This window comes from Microbacterium ureisolvens (genome assembly GCF_019511645.1).
Lineage (GTDB): Bacteria > Actinomycetota > Actinomycetes > Actinomycetales > Microbacteriaceae > Microbacterium > Microbacterium ureisolvens_A.
Genome location: NZ_JAEUAX010000017.1, coordinates 20,764 through 37,246, shown reverse-complemented (window position 1 = coordinate 37,246; position 16,483 = coordinate 20,764). Strand labels below are relative to the sequence as shown.

General features: G+C 69.2%; 14 protein-coding genes. 10 read left to right on the top strand and 4 right to left on the bottom strand.

The genetic code is table 11. From position 1 onward, the window contains the following. Nucleotides 1-125: 125 nt before the first annotated feature. Nucleotides 126-1,667 (top strand): lysine--tRNA ligase, encoded by a 1,542-nt coding sequence (gene lysS, locus JNB61_RS18845; RefSeq protein ID WP_220292250.1) that lies wholly within the window; start codon nt 126-128, stop codon nt 1,665-1,667. A gap of 29 nt (nt 1,668-1,696) precedes the next feature. Here lysS and JNB61_RS18840 read toward each other — a convergent pair whose 3' ends face one another. Then, nucleotides 1,697-3,004, bottom strand: coding sequence for a DUF4192 family protein (locus JNB61_RS18840; RefSeq protein ID WP_220340636.1), 1,308 nt, complete (start codon nt 3,002-3,004; stop codon nt 1,697-1,699). Nucleotides 3,005-3,181: 177 nt separating this feature from the next. Between JNB61_RS18840 and JNB61_RS18835 the strand changes: the two genes are divergently transcribed. From JNB61_RS18835 to JNB61_RS18825, 3 genes are all read left to right on the top strand, one after another. Continuing rightward, nucleotides 3,182-3,376 (top strand): hypothetical protein, encoded by a 195-nt coding sequence (locus JNB61_RS18835; RefSeq protein ID WP_220292254.1) that lies wholly within the window; start codon nt 3,182-3,184, stop codon nt 3,374-3,376. Nucleotides 3,377-3,527: 151 nt separating this feature from the next. Continuing rightward, complete coding sequence (gene cls / locus JNB61_RS18830; protein WP_220292256.1) at nt 3,528-4,994, top strand: cardiolipin synthase; 1,467 nt, start codon at nt 3,528-3,530, stop codon at nt 4,992-4,994. A 120-nt stretch (nt 4,995-5,114) separates the two neighbouring features. Further along, nucleotides 5,115-5,852 (top strand): hypothetical protein, encoded by a 738-nt coding sequence (locus JNB61_RS18825; protein WP_220340635.1) that lies wholly within the window; start codon nt 5,115-5,117, stop codon nt 5,850-5,852. A gap of 144 nt (nt 5,853-5,996) precedes the next feature. Here JNB61_RS18825 and JNB61_RS18820 read toward each other — a convergent pair whose 3' ends face one another. Both JNB61_RS18820 and JNB61_RS18815 read right to left on the bottom strand, forming a co-directional pair. Next, entirely contained in the window at nt 5,997-6,227 is a 231-nt protein-coding gene (locus tag JNB61_RS18820) for a helix-turn-helix domain-containing protein (RefSeq protein ID WP_220292267.1), read from the bottom strand. Next, nucleotides 6,224-6,826 (bottom strand): hypothetical protein, encoded by a 603-nt coding sequence (locus tag JNB61_RS18815; protein ID WP_223215316.1) that lies wholly within the window; start codon nt 6,824-6,826, stop codon nt 6,224-6,226. Before JNB61_RS18815 ends, JNB61_RS18820 begins: the two co-directional genes overlap by 4 nt. Before the next feature lie 234 nt (nt 6,827-7,060). On the opposite strand from JNB61_RS18815, the gene JNB61_RS18810 reads away from it, so the two are divergent. The 3 genes from JNB61_RS18810 (at nt 7,061) to JNB61_RS18800 (ending at nt 11,025) form a co-directional block, all read left to right on the top strand. Continuing rightward, the gene (locus JNB61_RS18810) at nt 7,061-9,586 is read left to right on the top strand and encodes an ATP-dependent Clp protease ATP-binding subunit (protein WP_220340634.1); all 2,526 of its coding nucleotides are present in this window, start codon (nt 7,061-7,063) and stop codon (nt 9,584-9,586) included. Nucleotides 9,587-9,664: 78 nt separating this feature from the next. Continuing rightward, entirely contained in the window at nt 9,665-10,168 is a 504-nt protein-coding gene (locus JNB61_RS18805) for an amino-acid N-acetyltransferase (RefSeq protein ID WP_159847360.1), read from the top strand. A 161-nt stretch (nt 10,169-10,329) separates the two neighbouring features. Then, on the top strand, nt 10,330-11,025 hold the full coding sequence (locus JNB61_RS18800) for a type II secretion system protein M (RefSeq protein ID WP_220292279.1): 696 nt from the start codon (nt 10,330-10,332) through the stop codon (nt 11,023-11,025). 135 nt (nt 11,026-11,160) lie between these two features. On the opposite strand, the gene JNB61_RS18795 is transcribed toward JNB61_RS18800, so the two are convergent. Continuing rightward, a complete protein-coding gene (locus JNB61_RS18795) occupies nt 11,161-12,729 on the bottom strand; it encodes an amino acid permease (RefSeq protein ID WP_220340633.1) in 1,569 nt (522 codons plus the stop codon). 188 nt (nt 12,730-12,917) lie between these two features. On the opposite strand from JNB61_RS18795, the gene JNB61_RS18790 reads away from it, so the two are divergent. From JNB61_RS18790 to JNB61_RS18780, 3 genes are all read left to right on the top strand, one after another. Continuing rightward, nucleotides 12,918-14,273: a glutamine synthetase family protein gene (locus JNB61_RS18790; protein ID WP_220340632.1), complete on the top strand. Its 1,356-nt coding sequence runs from the start codon at nt 12,918-12,920 to the stop codon at nt 14,271-14,273. Continuing rightward, nucleotides 14,254-15,015 carry a gamma-glutamyl-gamma-aminobutyrate hydrolase family protein gene (locus JNB61_RS18785; protein WP_220340631.1) on the top strand — a complete coding sequence of 254 codons (762 nt, stop codon included), beginning with the start codon at nt 14,254-14,256 and terminating at the stop codon, nt 15,013-15,015. Before JNB61_RS18790 ends, JNB61_RS18785 begins: the two co-directional genes overlap by 20 nt. A gap of 103 nt (nt 15,016-15,118) precedes the next feature. Then, on the top strand, nt 15,119-16,483 hold the full coding sequence (locus tag JNB61_RS18780; protein WP_220340630.1) for an aldehyde dehydrogenase family protein: 1,365 nt from the start codon (nt 15,119-15,121) through the stop codon (nt 16,481-16,483).

Below are 16,483 nucleotides of genomic sequence, written 5' to 3'. Positions count from 1 at the left end.
CATCGTCCGATCGTGTCGAGGTGGGCGTTCCAGGAGCCGCCCCCGACCTTACTCGCGCCGTGGAGCACCTCGGTAGACTTGGGGGTCCGCGTTCTGCGGAGAACCCCCACCGAGGAGCACACCCCGTGACCGACACGACCTCGCCCGCCGAGACCGCCGAGCCGACCGACCCCTCGGTTGCCGAGCTTGTCGAAGCCTCCGAGCAGAAGGCCGTGCGGCTGGCGAAGCGCGAGCGTCTGATCGCCGAGCGAGCGGACGCCGCCGGCGGGGCGTACCCGGTCGGCGTGCCCATCACCGACACGATCCCGGCGCTGCGCGAGCGGTACGCCGACCTCGAGGCGGGCGCTGAGACCGGTGTCACCGCCGCTGTCGCAGGCCGCGTGGTCTTCAGCCGCAACACCGGAAAGCTCTGCTTCGCCTCGCTGCAGGCCGGCGACGGCAGCCGCATCCAGGCGATGGTGTCGCTCGCGGCGGTCGGCGACGAGTCGCTCCAGGCGTGGAAGGAACTCGTCGACCTCGGCGACCACGTGTTCGTCTCGGGTGAGGTCATCTCGAGTCGTCGCGGCGAGCTGTCGATCATGGTGTCCGACTGGCGCATCGCATCGAAGGCCGTGCTTCCGCTGCCCAACCTCCACTCCGAGCTCAGCGAGGAGAGCCGCGTCCGCAGCCGCTTCCTCGACCTCATCGTGCGCGACCGCGCCCGCGAGACCGTCCTCGCGCGCGCGAAGGTCAACGCGAGCCTGCGAAACACCTTCGCGTCGCACGACTTCATCGAGGTCGAGACCCCGATGCTGCAGGTGCAGCACGGCGGTGCGTCCGCGCGCCCGTTCATCACCCACTCCAACGCCTTCGACACCGACCTGTACCTGCGCATCGCGCCCGAGCTGTTCCTCAAGCGTGCGGTGGTCGGCGGCATCGACCGGGTCTTCGAGATCAACCGCAACTTCCGCAACGAGGGCGCCGACTCCACGCACAGCCCCGAGTTCGCGATGCTGGAGGCCTACCAGGCGTACAGCGACTACAACGGCATCGCCGACCTCACGCAGGAGCTGATCCAGAACGCGGCGATCGCGATCTCGGGTTCGACCACGGTGACGTGGGCGGACGGCACCGAGTACGACCTGGGCGGCCAGTGGGACCGCCTCTCGATGTACGAGTCGCTGTCGGAGGCGGCCGGCCGCTCGATCACGCCCCAGACGCCGTTCGAGGATCTCGTCGCGCTCGCCGAGGCCGAAGGCCTCGATCTGCCGCCGCACGCCATCCACGGCAAGCTCGTCGAGGAGCTGTGGGAGCACTTCGTGAAGCCGGGCCTGGTGCGCCCGACCTTCGTGATGGACTTCCCCGTCGACACGAGCCCGCTTGTCCGCGAGCACCGCTCGATCGCCGGCGTCGTGGAGAAGTGGGACCTGTACGTGCGCGGCTTCGAGCTCGCCACCGGCTACTCCGAGCTCGTCGACCCGGTGATCCAGCGCGAGCGGTTCGTCGAGCAGGCCAAGCTCGCCGCCAAGGGAGACCTGGAGGCCATGCGCATCGACGAGGAGTTCCTCCGCGCACTCGAGCACGGCATGCCGCCGACCGGGGGCATGGGCATGGGCATCGATCGTCTGCTGATGGCGGTGACCGGGCTCGGCATCCGCGAGACGATCCTGTTCCCGCTCGTCAAGTAGTCCGCCCGCGGGATCGCACCCAGCGCGGATCACCGCGCCCCCGCGCGCTGGAACGCCCAGTCGGGCAGATGCCCGGCGCTCACGAACGAGAGCACGATCTGCGACAGCCCGTGCTCCGGCTCGATCTCGCACGCGCGCTCCGCGTAGGCGGCGGCGTGCGTCGAGCGGCCGAGGGCCCATGACAGCCACGCGCACATCGCGAGCGACCCGGGCCGCGCGTCGCGGGGCGCGGCCGCGGCCGTGTGCCGCGCCAGCTCGAGCGCGGTCTCGAGGCGCGACACCTGCGGGCTGTCGCCCTCGCCCCACATGCGCATCGCCAGGTGCGGCGGGTACTCTTCGCCCGACTCCCACCGCAGCTGCGCGTCGAGGGCCTCGTCGCCCTGGGCGAGGTTGCCGCTCCACTGCACGAGCGCCACGTCCCGCAGCGACGGGCGTGCCAGGCACCACACGAGGGCGGCGACGTCGTACGGGTCCGCCGCGTCGACCGGTCGTGCCAGGGCATCCTCGAAGAACCCGGGCAGATCGTCGAACCGGCACACCGCGGCGAGCGCCCGCGGGTCGACCCGCGCCGCCTCGTCGGTGACGGATGCCTCGTCCTCCGCCACGCCCGATACCGGCGCGGGAACGGGGCCGAGGTCGCTCGTCCCGTCGCCGCGTCCGGCTCCGTCGGGGGGAGCACCCCCACCGCGCGCCTCACCCGTGATCCCGTCCTTGCACTCGGTGCGAGCCGACCGTGCGGCGCCCTCGGCGGTGCCGCCCCCGGCCGGCGGTCCGCACAGCACGGCGATCGCGGTGTCGAGCGCGGTCATCGCCTGCGCCACCCGAACGCGCTCCTCTGCCGAGCACCCCGGCAGCTCCGCCCCGGTCGCCTGATCGCCGTCGGGCTCCGGGATGTCCCCGGCGCCGATCCACTCCAGGTCGCCGAGCGGCCGGCCCGCGGCCGGACACCCGGCGTCGAAGACCGACCCCCACCCATCCGCGGCGACGCACAGCAGATCGGTCACCCGCAGTCCGCACGCATCGGCGCGGCGCTCGAGCGCGGTGAGGAGGTCGTGATGCGGCATCCGCTCCTCGTCCGAGAACTTCGCACCGGTGTACGCGATGGCGGCGACCGCGTCGGCCTCGGCGAGCCGGCACACCATGCCGGTGACGGTCGCGGCGACGCGGTCGACGGCGTCCTCGTCGCCGCCGGGGAGGTCGAACCGCATCGCGCCGAGGCTGCGGGCGCCGTGGAACGGGATCACGACGAGGCTCTGCGACGGGTGATAGCCCAGCATGCGGGGCAGGAAGGAGAGGAACTGCGCGGCGTCCGCGGCTTTGACGACGGTGGGAGTCATGGGACGAGTGTCGTGACGCCGGAGCCCTCCGCCCGAGTCTCCACAGACACCGGATCGGCCGGGCGGCGACAGGCGCCCTGGGGAGGAAGGGGCTCACGCCTGTGGACAGGCCGGCGGAAAGAGTCCGCGCAGGCCCCTGGGGAGGAGGCGATACCCGCACGGCGTATCCTTGAAGGCATGGATTACTGGGTCGCGGCGCTCTGGACGCTCCTGCCGACCGTCCTCGTCTCGCTGATCTTCTTCTTCGTGCTGCGCAGCATCATCCGGGCGGACCGCACCGAGCGTCGCGTGTACGCGAAGATCGAGGCCGAAGAGCGCGCCAAGCGCGGGCTGCCGCCGGTCGGGCCCGGCGCCGCCTCCACCGACGCCTGACCCGCGCCGCATGTCGGGCTGAGCGCGCGCCCGGCAGCCGCCGACCTCGGATGCGAGGCCGCGTCCTCCGCCCCCGATAGTGTGGGCACACCGCCCGTCGGCGCGTCCGATCGGGCGGATCCGCCCGACGGCCGGGGAGAGGCTCCGCTCGATGATCACCATCACGTTCGACGCGACGTGGTGGGTGGTGCTCGTCTTCATCCTCGACATCGTCATCCGCATCACGGCGATCATCGTGGTGCCGCGCAACCGCCGCCCCACCGCCGCGATGGCGTGGCTGCTGGCGATCTACTTCATCCCGATCATCGGCGTGTTCCTGTTCCTGCTCATCGGGAACCCCCGGCTTCCGCGCAAGCGACGTCGCAAGCAGGAGCGCATCAACGACTACATCCACGACACCAGCGCCTCACTGGACTTCGGCACGCTTCGTCCGCACGCTCCCAGCTGGTTCACGTCGCTCGTGACGCTCAACCGCAATCTCGGAGCGATGCCGCTGGCGGGCGACAACTCCGCGCACCTGATCCCCGGCTATCAGGAGAGCCTCGATTCGATGGCTGCCGCCATCCGTGAGGCGGAGCGGTTCGTGCACGTCGAGTTCTACATCCTGCAGGCGGATGCCGCGACCGACAACTTCTTCCGCGCCCTCGAAGAGGCGGCGGCTCGGGGCGTGACCGTGCGCGTGCTCCTCGACCACTGGGCGAACCGCGGCAAGCCGTTCTACAAGCGAACCCTCAAGCGCCTGACGGCCATGGGCGCGCAATGGCACCTCATGCTCCCGGTGCAGCCGCTGCGCGGCAAGTATCAGCGCCCCGACCTGCGCAATCACCGCAAGCTGCTCGTCGTCGACGGCCGGGTCGCGTTCACCGGGTCGCAGAACGTCACGGATTCGACGTACAACCTGCGCAAGAACATCAAGCGCGGCCTGCACTGGGTCGACCTGATGGCGCGCATCGAGGGCCCGGTCGTAGCATCCGTCAATGCCGTCTTCTTGAGCGACTGGTACAGCGAGACCGACGAGGTGCTCACCGATCAGATCGACCTCTTCGACGTGCGCAGCGGGCCGGGCGATCTCGACTGCCAGATCGTGCCGTCGGGGCCGGGGTTCGAGTTCCAGAACAACCTCAAGCTCTTCGCCGGCCTGCTCTACGCGGCGCAGCGCAAGATCATCGTGGTGAGCCCGTATTTCGTACCCGACGAGGCGATGCTCCTCGCGATCACGACGGCGTGCCAGCGCGGCATCCATGTCGAGCTCTTCGTGTCGGAGGAGGGGGATCAGGCGATCGTCTACCACGCCCAGCGCAGCTATTACGAGGCGCTGCTTCGAGCGGGTGTGAAGATCTGGATGTACAAGAAGCCGTTCATCCTGCACACGAAGAGCCTCACCATCGACGACGAGGTCGCCATCGTCGGCTCGAGCAACATGGACATGCGCTCGTTCGGTCTCAACATGGAGATCTCGATGCTCGTGCGCGGTGAGGAGTTCGTGCGCGAGATGCGCGCGGTCGAAGACATGTACCGGTCCCTCTCACGGGAACTCACGCTCGAGGAGTGGGAGAAGCAGCCGCTGCGCTCGACGGTGCTCGACAATCTCGCGCGTCTCACATCGGCGCTGCAGTAATGGCGGGTTCCCGCTCATCGTGACCTTCATGTGATCGAGATGCTGAGATTTCAGGATGATCTGCGACACGATATGGGGGACGGATGCCGGGGGCATCCGCGGAACTCCAGGAGGCCTCGCATGCCTGTTCGCTCCCGTTCACTGCTCGCCGGGCTCGGCCTGGCGCTCCTCGCCGCAGGCCTTCTGACCGCCTGCGCCGCGCCCGCCGGCACGGGCGGCACCACGCCGTCGCCGGTGACCACCAGCACGGACGACGATGGCGACGAGCAGGAAGTCAGCGCGGCCTGGCTCGATGGCGGTCGCATGATCGGCATCCTCACGCAGGGCAGCTCCACGTGCATCCCCGTCGCTGAGGAGGCGACCTACGACGACGGAGTGATGATGGTCACCCTCGTCGACGCCGAGACCGACAAGGCGTGCACCGCCGACCTCGTTCCGCGCGTGACCCTCGTGGGCACGCCCACCGACGTCGACCCGGTCAACGGCGTCGAGATCGAGGTGACCGGTGACGGATGGCACGGCGACACCGACCTCGAGGGCGTCGCAGGCCTCGAAGTCGGCGGTGAGGCCGACTACCTGCCGAGCGCGGGCTGGACGGATGTCGACGGTCAGTTCGTGATCCTCACGTGGGGCTCTTCCTCGTGCGCGCCGCAGGTCGAGAACACTGAGGCGACGAGCGCGACCGAGGTCACCGTGACCTTCGTCACCCCGCCCGCCGACCAGGTCTGCACGATGGACATGGCCCCGCGCGGTGTCGTGACCGCCGTTAACGGCCTCGAGGACGAGGACGCCGAGACCTTCGCGATCCTCACCGGCGGCGAGTTCGACAACATCCGCATCCCCATCTACCCCAACTGACGCCGGTGATCACGGATGCCGCGGCTCGCGGCATCCGTGATCCACGGGGTCGTCGGCGGGGCCGAGCGCTGCAGTCGCCTGCAACTGCTGCGTCGCGACACGGCAGTTGCAGGAAACTGCAGCAGTCGCGGGCGGGCCCGCGGTTCAGTCCGCCCGCACGAGCAGGTCGCCGATCTCGCAGTCGAGCGCCCGGCAGATGGCCGACAGCGTCGAGTAGCGGATGGCGCGCGCCCGGTCGTTCTTGAGGATCGAGAGGTTCACGACCGAGACCCCGACCAGCTCCGCCAGGCGGGTGAGGGTCATGCCGCGCGCTTCGAGCAGCTCGTCGAGCCGGCAGTGGACGCCGCTCGGGCCCTCGTCGTCGGCGGGGGTCACACGAGTCCTTCCGTGTCGCGCTGCAGGCGTGATCCGATCTGGAACGCCCCCGCCACGAGCGCGAGAGCGAAGCCCCAGCCGATCGGCGTCAGGTCCAGCGGCAGCAGGAAGATCCAGAAGACGTCGGTGACCGCTTCGTCGGTCGCCGCCAGGTGCTCCACGAGCATCGCGCGACCCCAGGCCCCCGCGAACTGCCCGAACAGTCCGCCCGCGATCACGAGGCACGCGACGACGCCGATCGCCGCCGGCATCGACGCGCGGAACGGCCGTCCGCGGATCAGCGAGACGCCGAGCCACCAGGCGACGGCGCAGACGCCGATCGTGGCGAGAGCGGGCAGTGCGACTTCGAGCAGCAGGAGCCAGCTCACCGCGGTCGGCAGCGACGCGAAGGTGACGTCGGCCGAGGTGTAGACGGCGGCGGTGATGTCGGTGACCCCGTCGAGGGCTTCGACGTCGCCGCCGGTGACGGGCATCGCGACGGTGGGGTCGGTGCCGAAGACCTCGAACGCCGCCCGGACGCCGGCGACGAGGGCGGCTACCGCCACGCTGACCGCGCCGGTGGCTATGATCCCGAGAGCGACGGCGTCGCCGGTGCTCACGGTAGTTCGGTGCGTGGCGTACATCCTGTGACCCCGATCCATATCGATAAACGTTATTATCGAAAAACGATAACCCGAAGGGATGCCGCGGCGCAAGGCGTCCCCCTCATGTCAAGGCCCGGACCGCCGCGCTATGCCCACGGCGAACACGGCCGTGCGCTCACGAGGCGCTGGCTACCCTCGATGTAAGGCGCAGTGGGCAGGCCGTCCCGAGGCGCCCCGGAGGAGTGAACGATGTTCGAGAGATTCACCGACCGTGCCCGTCGTGTGGTCGTCCTCGCCCAGGAAGAGGCGAAGATGCTGAACCACAACTACATCGGCACCGAGCACATCCTGCTCGGTCTCATCCACGAGGGTGAGGGCGTCGCCGCCAAGGCGCTCGAGAGCCTGGGCATCTCGCTCGATGCCGTGCGCGAGCAGGTGCAGGACATCATCGGGCAGGGCCAGCAGCAGCCGACCGGCCACATCCCGTTCACCCCCCGCGCCAAGAAGGTGCTCGAGCTCAGCCTCCGCGAGGCACTGCAGCTCGGTCACAACTACATCGGCACCGAGCACATCCTCCTGGGCCTCATCCGCGAGGGCGAGGGCGTCGCCGCCCAGGTGCTCGTCAAGCTCGGCGCCGACCTCAACAAGGTGCGCCAGCAGGTCATCCAGCTGCTCTCGGGCTACCAGGGCAAGGAGCCGGCGGGCGTCGCGAGCGGTCAGGGCGAGCAGACCCAGGGCACCACGCAGGGAGGCTCGCAAGTGCTCGACCAGTTCGGCCGCAACCTCACGCAGGCCGCACGCGACAACAAGCTCGACCCGGTCATCGGGCGCGAGAAGGAGATCGAGCGCGTGATGCAGATCCTGTCGCGCCGCTCCAAGAACAACCCCGTCCTCATCGGCGAGCCGGGCGTCGGCAAGACGGCGGTCGTCGAGGGCCTCGCGCAGGCCATCGTCAAGGGCGATGTGCCCGAGACGCTCAAGGACAAGCAGCTCTACTCGCTCGACCTCGGCTCGCTCATCGCCGGATCCCGCTACCGCGGTGACTTCGAGGAGCGCCTGAAGAAGGTCACCAAGGAGATCCGCACGCGTGGCGACATCATCGTCTTCATCGACGAGATCCACACCCTCGTGGGTGCGGGTGCCGCCGAGGGCGCGATCGACGCCGCGTCGATCCTGAAGCCGCTCCTCGCCCGTGGCGAGCTCCAGACGATCGGTGCCACCACGCTCGACGAGTACCGCAAGCACTTCGAGAAGGACGCTGCGCTCGAGCGTCGTTTCCAGCCGATCCAGGTCGCCGAGCCGAGCCTGCCCCACGCGATCAACATCCTGAAGGGGCTGCGCGACCGCTACGAGGCGCACCACAAGGTGCAGATCACGGACGGCGCGATCGTCGCTGCCGCGAACCTCGCCGACCGTTACATCTCGGACCGGTTCCTTCCCGACAAGGCCATCGACCTGATCGACGAGGCCGGCGCCCGCCTGCGTCTGTCGATCCTCTCGAGCCCGCCCGAGCTGCGGGAGTTCGACGAGAAGATCGCCAAGGTGCGCGAAGACAAGGAGCGCGCCTCCGAGGACCAGGACTTCGAGAAGGCCGCGTCGCTGCGCGACGAGGAGAAGTCCCTCCTCGCCGAGCGGCTGCGCCTCGAGAAGCAGTGGCGCTCGGGCGACGTCGCCAGCCACGCCGTCGTCGACGAGGGTCTGATCGCCGAGGTGCTCGCGCAGGCGACCGGCATCCCGGTGTTCAAGCTCACCGAGGAGGAGTCGAGCCGCCTCGTCTTCATGGAGAAGGCGCTGCACCAGCGCGTCATCGGCCAGGAGGAGGCGATCGCCGCCCTCTCGAAGACGATCCGCCGCCAGCGTGCGGGCCTCAAGGACCCGAAGCGCCCCTCCGGCTCGTTCATCTTCGCCGGCCCCACGGGCGTCGGAAAGACCGAGCTTGCCAAGGCTCTCGCCGAGTTCCTCTTCGACGACGAGCACGCGCTCATCTCGCTCGACATGTCGGAGTTCGGCGAGAAGCACACCGTCTCTCGCCTGTTCGGTGCTCCTCCCGGCTTCGTCGGATTCGAGGAGGGCGGCCAGCTCACGGAGAAGGTGCGCCGCAAGCCGTTCTCGGTGGTGCTCTTCGACGAGATCGAGAAGGCCCACCCCGACATCTTCAACTCGCTCCTGCAGATCCTCGAAGAGGGTCGCCTGACCGACGGTCAGGGTCGCGTGATCGACTTCAAGAACACGGTGATCATCATGACGACGAACCTCGGTTCGTCGGCGATCGCCGGCGGCCCGGTGGGCTTCCAGGTCGAGGGCAACAGCGGCACCACGTACGAGCGGATGAAGGGCAAGGTCAACGAGGAGCTGAAGCGCAACTTCAAGCCCGAGTTCCTGAACCGCGTCGACGACATCATCGTCTTCCCGCAGCTCGACAAGGACGAGCTGCGCCAGATCGTGGGCCTGTTCACCAAGCGCCTCGGCGAGCGCCTGCTCGACCGCGACATGACGGTGGAGCTGACGGATGCTGCGAAGGACAAGCTGATCGAGATCGGCTTCGATCCCGCACTCGGCGCCCGGCCGCTGCGTCGCGCGATGCAGCGTGAGATCGAGGACCGCCTGTCGGAGAAGATCCTGCACGGTGAGCTCGACGCGGGCGACCACGTGAAGGTGGACGCGCAGAACGGCGAGTTCGTGTTCGAGCACGGCCCGCGCGGCGAGAAGGTCGCGGTGGGCGTCGTCCACAACGGCGAGATCACCGCCACGCCCGACCTCGCAGCCAACTCCTGACCTGATTCGAACGAAGAGCGGATGCCTCGGCATCCGCTCTTCGTCATTCCCGGGCGCGGACGGCTCTACGCTGGACGGGTGGCAGAGTTCACCGTCAGGCCGGCGCGCACGAGCGACGTCCGCCGCATCCAGGCGCTCCTCGAGCCGTTCGTGCAGCGGCGGATCCTGCTCGGCAAGGACCTCGTGGTGCTCTATGAGGCCACGCAGCAGTTCCTCGTCGCCGAGGACGCGAACGGCGACCTCATCGGCTGCGGTGCCCTGCACGTCATGTGGGAGGACCTCGGCGAGGTCCGCACCCTGATCGTCGCCGACGGCTGGCTGCACCACGGCGTGGGTCGCGCGATCGTCGAGGGCCTCGAGGCGAACGCCCGCACCCTCGGCCTCACCCGCCTGTTCTGCCTCACCTTCGAGGTCGACTTCTTCACGCGCCGCGGATTCGAGCAGATCGGCGAGCAGGTCGTCGATCCCGACGTCTATTCGCAGCTCATCCGCTCGCCCGACGAGGGCGTCGCGGAGTTCCTCGACCTTGCGCACGTGAAGCCCAACACCCTCGGCAACACCCGCATGCTGAAGCGCCTCTGACCAGCCCGCGACGGGAACCGGCTCGTGTGGTCGGTCGTCGCCTCGCGAGGCGACCGATCGCGTCGGCGCGCGACGGACGAACGCCCACCGCCGGCCGTCGGGTCGCGGCATCCGGGGCGCGCCGACGGGAGAAGGCGACGCGCGCCGTTAGCCTGTTGAGCATGACCGGCACCACCCCCCGACGCCGCCCCTCGAAGGCGGTGTATCGCCGCCGGCGGCTCGTGCTGATCGTCGGGCTGCTCGTGATCGCCGGGATCGTGTGGCTGCTCATCGCACAGCCCTGGGCGGGCGCGGCGACGACGTCGCCGGACGACAAGCCGCAGAGCAAGAACGCGGCCGAGTCGCTGCCGGTGCCGTCGTCACAGGCGACGAGCGGCGGAACCGATACCGGCGCGGTCGAAGGAGCGGTCGTCGAGGGCCAGACCCCGACGCCCGGGGCCACTCCCGCCGCGCAGCCCTGTGTCGCCAGCGAGATCACTGTCGAGCCCGTCACCAGCGCCGACACGTACGCGGGTGATCAGCAGCCGCAGTTCACCATCAAGCTCACCAACAACGGCCCAGACTGCACGATGAACGTAGGCACCAGCGCCCAGTCCTTCACCGTCACCAGCGGCGACGACATCTGGTGGCGGTCGACCGACTGCCAGAGCGAGCCCAGCGACATGGTCGTGCTGATCGCCGCCGGTCAGACGGTGTCGAGCGCGACGGCCCTGTCGTGGGATCGCACCCGCTCGGCCGTCGGCACCTGCGCCGACGGCAACCGCCCGATGGCCCCCGGCGGCGGCGCCTCGTATCACCTGTCGGTCGAGATCGGCGGCATCCCCTCGACCGAGCCGAAGCAGTTCCTCCTCTACTGACGTGCACCTCGGGCCGGGCGGGTGGGTCGGGGCGCAGCATCCGTGCCCGTGGCGTCCGCGTCGTGACGCAGTGGAGCGGGGCGTCCCCCAGGCCGCCCCGCTCCGCCTCCCTGCACAGGTGTCTTGGCCGAACACCTAGGACTTGTCGTCGAAGACCTCTTTCTCCATCGCGTCGTAGCCCTCCGCCTGCGGGTCGCCGTGCGCCCCGCCCGAGATCGCGTACTCCTCCTCGGGCGAGAGCACGAGGCGGTGACGGAAGTACAGCGCGAAGCCGATGAGGATCACGACGTACACGATCGCGATCGCGACGATCGCCGGACGAGCGGGCTCGTTGATGAAGAATCCGAAGAAGATGAGCACCGAGACGGCGCCCGCGATGACCGCTCCGGGGATGCCCCAGGGGCTCCGGTAGGGGCGGTTCGCGTTCGGGAACTTCCTGCGGAGGATCACGTAAGACACCATCTGCAGCGTGTATGCGATCACCGCACCCCAGATCGCGATGTTGAGCACGATCGCACCGGCGACGCCGCTCGCGCCACCGAGCGAATCGACCAGCACCAGCGCGATGAAGCCGATCACCGCGCCGACCACGAGCGCCACCCATGGCGTCGCGCGCTTTCCGGTGAGGGACAGGAACTTCGGGTAGTAGCCGGCCCGCGACAGCGAGTACATGTTGCGCCCGTAGGCGAACATGATGCCCTGCAGCGACGCGAGCAGGCCGATGAGGGCGAACAGCGCGAGCACGGCGGCGAGCTCGTCGCCGACGATCGCGCGGAAGCCGTCGAGCAGCGGCTCGCTCGCGACGCCGGTGGCGGCGGCGCCCACGACACCCGTGTTGAGGAACAGCACGAGCAGGCCCGTGATGATGAGCGTGGTGCGGGCGATGAAGCCCGCGCGGGGGATGTCGCGGACCGGGTTGTGCGACTCCTCCGCGGCGAGCGGGAGCTCCTCGATGCCGAGGAAGAACCACATCGCGTACGGCAGGGCGAACAGGATCGGGATCACGCCGTGCGGCAGGAACTCCGACTGGCCGGGGTCGGGCGGGATGTCGAAGAGGTTGTCCCAGCTGAACTGGCCGGAGAAGATCGCCATCACCGAGAACACCAGGATGATCGCGATGGAGATGATCGACACGACGATCGCGAACCTGAAGGAGATGCTCGCGCCCGCGGCGTTGAGCGCGATGAACGCCGCGTACAGGATGATCCACCACACCCACGTCGGCATCGAGAAGTCGAGCAGCTGGCTGGTGATCGCGTCGGCGTAGCTGGCCGAGAAGTAGACGATGACCGCGGTCGTCGCGACGTACTCGATCGTCTCGGCGGCTCCGGTGACAAGACCGCCCCACGGTCCCATCGCCGAGCGGGCGAACGAGTAGGCACCGCCGGTGTGCGGCATGGCGGCCGCCATCTCGCCGATCGAGAAGATCATGCCGTAGTACATGACCACGAGGATGGCGAAGGCGATCAGCATGCCGCCGAAGCCGGCGAAGTCGATGCCGAAGTTCCATCCCGAGAAGTCGCCCGAGATGACCGCGGCGACGGCGAGGCCCCACAGACCCCAGACTCCCGCGCTGCGTTTCAGGCCGCGCTTCTGAAAGTACTCCTGGCCCGCGCGTGTATAGGTCGCCCCCGCGACCTTCGCAGAGCTGTCGGTGGACGATGCCGGGGATTCCGGCGGAGTGGCACTGCTCGCTTGGGACATCGGCTCTCCAAGGATTCGCGAAGGAAGGTGCGCTCGGGTCGCGCTCATGCGCTTTTCGCCGATTGTGGCGCCTAATGGTCGGCTGTGTCTACCTTTGAAACGGATTTTGGTTAGAGTGTGCGGGTGAACGCGGTCCGGAGGACCGCGCTCAGGAGTCTCGTCGCACGTCGACACCGCAGGAGGAACGGATGCCGGGCAACCTCACGGTCGAGCAGTTGAACGCCGGGATCGCCGCGGGTGACATCGACACCGTGGTCGTCGCCTTCGCCGATGCGCAGGGGCGCCTGGTCGGCAAACGGGTCTCTGCGCGGCTCTTCCAGGAGGAGGTGCTGCCGCACGGTGCCGAGGCCTGCAACTACCTGCTCTCGGTCGACGTCGACATGAATACGGTCGACGGCTACGCGATGTCGAGCTGGGAGACCGGCTACGGCGACATGATGCTGCGACCCGACGTCTCCACCCTCCGGTGCATCCCGTGGCTTCCCGGATCGGCGCTCGTCATGGCCGACCTCACGTGGGAGGGTGGCGAGCCCGTCGTGCAGTCGCCCCGCGCCATCCTGGACCGCCAGCGTCAGCGCCTCGCGGACCGCGGCCTGGTCGCCTTCTCGGGAACCGAGCTCGAATTCATCGTCTTCGACGACACGTACCGGGATGCCTGGGCCAAGGGCTACCGCGACCTCACGCCGTCGACCGACTACAACGTCGATTACGACCTCCTGGCCTCGGGCCGCCTGGAGCCGCTGCTGCGCGACATCCGCCTGTCGATGGACAGGGCCGGGCTGTACACCGAGGGCGTCAAGGGCGAGTGCAACCTCGGTCAGCAGGAGATCGCGTTCCGCTACGCGGAAGCGCAGGAGACCGCCGATCAGCACGCGATCTACAAGAACGGCGCGAAGGCCATCGCCGAGCAACACGGCAAGTCGCTGACCTTCATGGCGAAGTTCAATGAGCGCGAGGGCAACAGCTGTCACATCCACCTGTCGGTGCGCTCGGCGACGGGCGACCCGGTGATGGCGGGTGAGGGCGAGCACGGGTTCAGCCCGCTCATGGAGCACTGGATCGCCGGAATCCTGGCCACGCTGCGCGAGTTCACGCTGCTCTACGCCCCCAACATCAACTCCTACAAGCGGTTCGCCAAGGGCTCGTTCGCCCCGACCGGCATCGCGTGGGGTCTCGACAACCGCACATGCGCGTTGCGCGTCATCGGCCACGGCTCGTCGCTCCGGGTCGAGAATCGGGTGCCCGGCGGCGACGTCAACCCGTACCTCGGCATCGCCGCGATCATCGCGGGAGGCCTGCACGGCATCGAGCACGAATTGCCGCTGCCAGACCGTCTCGAGGGCAATGCCTACACCGCCGGCGTCGACCACCTGCCGACGACGCTGCGCGAGGCGGCGCGGCTGTTCGACGAGTCGGCGATCGCCCGCGCGGCGTTCGGCGAGGACATGGTCGACCACTACCTGAACCAGGCGCGCATCGAGGTCGAGGCCTACGACGCCGCCGTGACCGACTGGGAGAGGGTCCGTGGCTTCGAACGCCTCTAGGAAGCCCGTCATCGGCCTGACGACGTATCTCGAGCAGGCGAGGCAGGGAGTCTGGGACGTCCCCGCGGCCTTCCTGCCGCAGCAGTACTTCGACTCGGTGACCACCTCGGGCGGCGTCGCCGTCCTGCTGCCGCCGCAGCCTGAGCCCCAGGCGGCGGCGGATGCCGTGCTCGACGGGCTCGACGGACTCATCCTCACCGGAGGGGTGGACGTCGAGCCGTCGCTGTACGGCGCACAGCGGCATCCGCTCACCGATCCTGCGCGTCCCGACCGCGATGCCTGGGAGCTCGCCCTCTTCCGGGGTGCGGAGAGGCGACGGACGCCGGTGCTGGCGATCTGCCGCGGGCTCCAGCTCGTCAACGTCTCGCGCGGCGGCACGCTCCATCAGCACCTGCCCGAGGCGCTCGGCACCGAGCGGTATCGCGTCGGCGGCGGCGTGTTCGCGACCAACGAGGTCACGGTCGACGAGGGCTCCCGGCTGGCCGAGCTCGTCGGTGCCGGCAGCCTCGAGGTGCACAGCTACCACCACCAGGGCATCGACCGGCTCGGGGCGGGACTCGTGGCGACCGCGCGCACCGACGACGGGCTGGTGCAGGCGTTCGAGTCCGAGGGTGAGGGATACGTCGTCGGCGTCCAGTGGCACCCCGAGGAGAACCGCGAGGATCGCCGCCTGTTCGCAGGGCTCGTGGCCGAGGCATCCGTGTTCGCGTCCCGCTCGAGCGGTCAGGAGGTGACCGCGTGAGAGCGTCAGGCCTCCTCCAACGGCGAGCTCGTCCCGCTTGCGGCCGCTCCCGGTCGCTGGTGCGGCCCGAATCGAGACACAACGGCGAGAAAGCAGGACGCGCATGAGCGCCGTGTTCACCGTCATCAACCCGGCGACCGCGCTGCCGATCCGCGAGATCCCACGGGCGAGCGTGGACGACACGGATGCTGCGATCTCCCGCGCGGTCGTCGCACAGCGTTCGTGGGCGGCACTGCCGCCGGTCGCGCGCGCCGACGCGCTGCGGTCGTTCGCGCGCGTCGTCGAGGCCCACGTGGAGGAGCTGGCGCAACTGGAGGTGCTGAACTCGGGGCACCCGATCGGCTCGGCACGCTGGGAGGCGTCGCACGTCGCGCAGGTGCTGAACTTCTACGCGGGTGCGCCCGAGAGGCTCTCGGGACAGCAGATCCCGGTCGCGGGTGGTCTCGACGTGACCTTCCACGAGCCGTACGGCGTGGTCGGGATCATCGTGCCCTGGAACTTCCCGATGACGATCGCGTCGTGGGGCTTCGCGCCGGCGCTCGCCGCCGGCAATGCGGTCGTGCTGAAACCGGCGGAGCTCACGCCCTTGACGGCGCTGCGCCTGGGGGAGCTGGCGCTTCACGCGGGACTGCCCGAGGGGCTGTTCGAAGTCGTGACGGGCTCGGGCTCGGTGGTCGGGCAGCGCTTCGTCTCGCATCCCGACGTGCGCAAGGTCGTCTTCACGGGCTCGACGTCGGTGGGGACGGATGTCGCGGCCGGATGTGCGCGCGAGCTGAAGCCCGTGACCCTGGAGCTCGGCGGCAAGAGCGCCAACATCGTGTTCGCCGACGCCGACCTCGAGAAGGCCGCGGCCTCGGCACCCGGCGCCGTGTTCGACAACGCGGGGCAGGACTGCTGCGCCCGCAGCCGCATCCTCGTCGAGCGGTCGGCCTACGACCGCTTCCTCGAACTGCTCGAGCCGGCGGTGCAGTCCTGGCGGGTCGGAGATCCTGCGGACGAGGGGACGGAGATGGGGCCGTTGATCTCGGCCTCCCATCGGTCCAGTGTCGAAGGGTTCCTCGACGGCGCGAACGTGGCCTTCCGCGGCTCGGCCCCCTCCGGCGACGGGTTCTGGTTCGCCCCGACCGTGGTCCTGGCCGATCGGGGCGACCGGCTTGCGCGGGAAGAGGTCTTCGGGCCCGTGGTCGCCGTCCTGCCCTTCGACGACGAGGCCGACGCGATCCAGCTGGCGAACGACACGATCTACGGGCTGGCGGGCTCCATCTGGACCGAGAACCTCGGCCGCGCCGTGCGCGTCTCGCGGGGTGTGAAGAGCGGCGTGCTGTCGGTCAACTCGCACTCCTCGGTGCGGTATTGGACCCCCTTCGGCGGCATGAAGGCCTCGGGTCTCGGCCGCGAGCTCGGTCCCGACGCCGCCGAGCACTTCACCGAGACCAAGAACGTCTTCTTCGCGACGGACGCCTCGTGA